Source organism: Micromonospora deserti, from assembly GCF_003236335.1.
Lineage (GTDB): Bacteria > Actinomycetota > Actinomycetes > Mycobacteriales > Micromonosporaceae > Micromonospora > Micromonospora deserti.
Window position 1 is genome coordinate 1 of sequence record NZ_POUB01000375.1, and the last position, 4,659, is coordinate 4,659.

Genomic DNA, 4,659 nt, shown 5'->3' on the forward strand with positions numbered 1-4,659 from the left:
CGCCGTGCTCGCGCCGCGGCCGCCCGCCCCACCACGGACCTGCTCCGCCGCCGAGCCCGCCACGCCGAGCGTCCGGTGCCCGACGTGCTCGGCCGTCCCGCCCGCCGCTGAGCCCCCGGTCAGCCGACCAGGAGCAGGGCGGCGACGGTGCCGAGGACGAGGTAGGGCCCGAAGGGGAGGTGGCTGGACCAGCGGACCCGGCGGGTGAGCAGCAGCCCGAGACCGACCAGCCCGGAGAGCACGAGGGCGAGCAGCAACCCGAGCACGGGCACCGCCCAGCCGGACCAGCCGAGCAGGGCACCGGCACCTAGGGCCAGCTTGGCGTCGCCCAGGCCGAAGCCACGGCGACCGAGCAGCAGCGTGGTGGTGGCGAAGAACAGCGCCAACCCGAGCCCGGCGACCGTGGCCCGCACCCAGGGTGTCACCCCCGCCCCGGTCAGCGCGGCCGTGCCGAGCAGCAGCCAGGTCCCGGCCGCGGCCGGGACGGTGAGCCGGTCCGGCAGCCGGTGCACCGACGCGTCCACGAAGACCAGCGGCACGGCCCAGCCCAGCCACCAGACCATCGCGGCCAGCTCACCGCCGGACGATCGCGGCAGCACCAGCACCGCGACCGCCGCGGCGGCGGCGGCGAGTTCGACGGTGCCGGGTGGCGGGCCGACCCGGGCGCCGCAGCCGCCGCACCGGGCCGCCGGGCCCAACGCCGGCCACGGCCGTCCCACGCTGATCGGCGCGCCGCAGGCGTCGCAGCCGCTCCGGCGGGCGCTTCCCGGCGGTACGGCGTGCCGGACCACCGCGAGCCGGAGCACCGGGACGACCGCGAGGGCGGCCAGCAGCCCACCGCGCCGTACGGCAGCCGCCGCCGGCGGGATCTGGCCGACCGGGGTGCCGGTCCGCCGTCGGCGGGGGGTGGAGCGGCGGTCCGTCGGGACGGACGGGAGCGTCGGGTCGGTCAGCGCCACGGCGCCCACTCCCCCCGCCCATCACAGCCCGACACGGACAGTAGTTCCGGCGTTCCGGCCCGGTAACGAGCGCGGCGACGTCCGCCCCTGCCAGCGGGCCGGCCGGCCGCGCTGCGGGTACGAGCCGGCGAGACCGACGGGAATCCCACGGGAATTGAATAGCGCGGCCTTCGACCGGGGGACGGATCGGACCAGATATCACGTCCGGGGCAGCTGCCCCCGGCTCCCGCCCGGATCAGTCGGCCAGACCACCCTCCCGTACGCCCTCCGCTCGGGTCGGCGTTCGGGATTCCGTCGCCCGGTCCCCTGCGGCTGCGCCTGGCCACCGCGATCACCACCTGTCATCACTGAGAGTGTTCGATTGAATTGCCTCTGTTGCATCGGCGGACGTGAGCCTATGCTCGCCCCTTGGGTGCCGTGCAACCCCTCGACGAAACCACCGGACGGCACCGCGCTTTGCATTCATAAAGATCCATAGCAGTAAATGCGGTGGCGCTTTCTCGCAGGTCCGGATGCGCGCATTCGGCCGCGCTCCCGCATGCCCGGAGACCCCGCGACCGCGGCCCCGGGTCACCACCGAGGAGGGCACGAGGGTGCGAGGACGCCAGCTCAACCGGGCGGCGATCGGCCTGCTCGCCGTCGCGGCGGTCGGCTCCGCCACGGCCTGCGGTGCCGCACCGGAGACGACCGCGGGCACGACGGCCGACCGGAAGCCGGCCGCCCCCGTGCCACGCGACGCCGACGAGCAGGCTGCCGGGCAGGCGGCGCTCGCCGCGTACTCCGGATACCTGGACGCGTCCCGGGCGGCGAGCCGGCGCAGCGACCCGCACCATCCGGACCTGACCAGATTCCTCGCCGATCCGCTGCTGACCCGGGTCCGGCTGGCCATCAGGGCGGCGCGGGAGCACGGCGCGATGCGCACCGGGACGCTGGTCTCCGACCCCACCGTGGTCTCGGTGAACCTGGACTCGGTTCCGGCCACCGTGGAGATCCAGGACTGCCTGGACGCCACCGGCTACCGGCTCGTCTACGCGCGGGACCAGCGGGTCGTCCCCGGCAGCGGCGGAGCCCGGCACCTGGCCACCGCCACCGCCACCCGCTACCCCGACGGCCGCTGGCTGATCAGTGCCGGCGCGGCCCACGAGGACCAGCCGTGCTGACCCGGGGAGGAAGGGTCGCCCCCGCCGGGCCGACCGGGGCCCGGGCGTCGGCGGGCACCGGCAGCGGCCGGGCGGCCCGCCGGGCGCTCACCGGGCTCGCCCTGGCCCTGCTGCTGGCAGCCGGGGCGGCCGTGCCGGCGCTGGCGGCCGGGCAGGCCGCCGACCCCGGTGCCGAGTGCCCGCCCGGGCAGCACGACTGCAGCGTCTGGGACGACGACCCGGGCACCCCCGGCGGGCCGGGCGGCGGCAACACCGGCGGCGGCGACTCCGGCGGCGGGGGCGTCGGGAAGTGCCAGTGGAACGGCCGCACCCTCCCCTGCTACGACGACGTGCTGGGCTGGTTCGACAACGGCAGCGGCTGCTACTACAAGCTGGCCGAGCCGCAGCCCGAGGCGCCCCCGGGCCAGCAGTGGTACGTACGGACCTGCAACGGCGGCGACCTCGGCGCCCAGGACACCGTGCTGCTGGACGCCCCACCGCCCGGCTACGGCGCGCCGCCGGACCCGGAGGAACTGGCCCGGCGGGCGCTCGCCTCGATCAGCCTGCTCCCGCCCCGGGTGGCGGTCGCGCCCCGCCGTAGCAAGGGCCCCGGCCTGGTCGGGCTGCCGGTGTGGATGTGGGCCAGCCCGGGCGCCGGCTACTTCGGCCCGCTGCACGCGTCCGCCTCCGACCGGGGCCTGACCGTCTCCATCGAGGCGAGGGCCGACCGGATCGTCTGGGACATGGGCAACGGGCGCAAGGTCACCTGCACCGGCCCGGGCACCCCCTACACGGCCACCGGCCCGTACGCCGGCAGGCCCTCCCCCGACTGCGGCTACGACAGCGGCTACCCGGAGGCCGGCACCTACCGGGTCAGCGCGACCACGTACTGGACGGTGACCTGGCACGGGGGCGGCGAGGACGGCGTCATCCCGGTCACCCGGACCAGCGGCACCGTCCCGATCCAGATCAACGAACTTCAGGTGGTGTCAGAGTGAGCCTGGCGACGCGCGACGGAACCGGACCGGTGGACGCGCCGGTCGCCCCACCCCGGGTGGTCCGGCAGCGCCGGATGCGGCCCGGGCTGCTCGGCCTGGCCGTGCTGCTGATCGCGCTCGGCGGGCTCGGCGCGGCGTTCGCGGTCACCTCGGTCCGGGCCACCGGCAGCTACCTGGCGGTGGCCCGCCCGGTCGAGGTCGGCCGGCAGATCGGCGCCGACGACCTGGTGCCGGTGCAGGTGGCCGGCGGCCAGGGGCTGGCGCCGGTGCCCGCCACGCGGCTCAACGAGGTGGTCGGCAAGCGGGCCGCCGTCTCGCTCACCCCCGGGACCCTGCTGACCATGGCCCAGCTCACCGACGACCCGCTGCTCGGCCCCGGCCAGCAGCAGCTCGCGCTGGGCCTCGGCCCCGCCGAGGTGCCCGCCCGCAAGCTCCACCCCGGCGACAAGGTCCTGCTGGTCAGCACGCCGGGCCGGGACGACGACCGCGCCCCGGCCGCCGCGACCCGGTTCGAGGCGATCGTGATCGACACCGCGAAGGCCGAGGACGACGACGAGGTGGTGGTCTACCTGGCGCTCGCCGTACGGGACGTGCCGGCCGTGGTGGCGCTGTCGGCACAGGAGCGGATCGCCGTCGTCCTGACCGGGGCGGCCTGAGCATGGCGATCATCGCGCTGGTGTCGGCCAAGGGCTCGCCGGGCGTCACCACCACCGGCCTGGCCTGCGCGCTGACCTGGCACCGGCGGCTGGTGCTCGCCGAGTGCGACCCGGCCGGCGGCTCGATCCTGGCCGGCTACCTGGGCGGCGCGCTCGACGGCCGCCGGGGCCTGGGCGAACTGGCCGTCGGCGAGCTGCGCGACGGCAACCTGGAGACGGCGTTCTGGTCGCAGCTGGTCGACCTGGACGCCCCGAAACGGGAACGGCTGCTGCTGCCCGGCGTGGTCGACGCCGCCCAGGCCGGCAGCGTCACCCCGCTCTGGCAGCGGTTCGCCGACTTCTTCACCGGCCTGGAGCGCGGCGACCCGCCGTACGATGTGCTCGTCGACTGTGGACGGCTGCACGTCGCCGGCCCGCCGTGGCCGATTCTGCGGGCCGCCTCGGTGGTGCTGGTGGTCAGCCGGGCCCACCTGCCCGACCTTTCCGGCACCCGGGCGATGGTCAGGGCGATCGAGCGGGACTTCACCGAGCACCGGGTGCCGCCGGGCACGCTGCGGCTGCTGCTGGTCGGCGACGGCCACGGGCGCGGCGAGATCAGCAAGGCACTGCGGCTGCCGGTGATCGCCCGGCTGCCGCACGACCCGCGTACCGCCGAGGTGCTCACCCTGGGTGGCACCGTGCGGGCCGGGCGGCCACTGACCCGCGCGGCCGGCGCGCTGGAGGTGCCGATCGGGGCGCTGCTGGAACGGCGGCGGGCCCGGCTGGCCTGGCCGGTGACGCAGGGGGTGCTGCCCGATGCGGTTTGAACCGGTCTCCACCGACCCGCGGCGGCAGCCGCCCGGCGCCACCTCCACGGCACCGCCGCTGGCCCCGCCGAACGGCGGGCACCACAGCCCCGCCCCGGCGC

At 76.6% G+C, this 4,659-nt stretch carries 5 protein-coding genes; 4 read left to right on the forward strand and 1 reads right to left on the reverse strand.

What is annotated here, in order from left to right; translation table 11 throughout:
* Positions 1-119 precede the first annotated feature (119 nt).
* Entirely contained in the window at positions 120-869 is a 750-nt protein-coding gene (locus tag C1I99_RS29505) for a prepilin peptidase (protein ID WP_233512786.1), read from the reverse strand.
* A 683-nt stretch (positions 870-1,552) separates the two neighbouring features.
* On the opposite strand from C1I99_RS29505, the gene C1I99_RS29510 reads away from it, so the two are divergent.
* Genes C1I99_RS29510 through C1I99_RS29525 form a run of 4 tightly spaced genes read left to right on the forward strand, consistent with a single transcriptional unit; the run spans position 1,553 to position 4,558 of the window.
* Complete coding sequence (locus tag C1I99_RS29510; RefSeq protein WP_111137464.1) at positions 1,553-2,119, forward strand: hypothetical protein; 567 nt, start codon at positions 1,553-1,555, stop codon at positions 2,117-2,119.
* The gene (locus C1I99_RS29515; protein WP_438941463.1) at positions 2,113-3,096 is read left to right on the forward strand and encodes a hypothetical protein; all 984 of its coding nucleotides are present in this window, start codon (positions 2,113-2,115) and stop codon (positions 3,094-3,096) included. Before C1I99_RS29510 ends, C1I99_RS29515 begins: the two co-directional genes overlap by 7 nt.
* Entirely contained in the window at positions 3,093-3,752 is a 660-nt protein-coding gene (locus C1I99_RS29520; protein WP_111137460.1) for an SAF domain-containing protein, read from the forward strand. The genes C1I99_RS29515 and C1I99_RS29520 overlap by 4 nt, the downstream gene beginning before the upstream one ends.
* Before the next feature lie 2 nt (positions 3,753-3,754).
* Positions 3,755-4,558, forward strand: a complete 804-nt coding sequence (locus C1I99_RS29525; protein ID WP_111137461.1) for a CpaE/TadZ family protein — start codon at positions 3,755-3,757, stop codon at positions 4,556-4,558.
* Positions 4,559-4,659: the final 101 nt, after the last annotated feature.

What these genes read in the sequence shown, in the direction of transcription:
- C1I99_RS29525 (WP_111137461.1), top strand. Translation starts at nt 3,755, where the DNA reads ATGGCGATCATCGCGCTGGTGTCGGCCAAGGGCTCGCCGGGCGTCACC.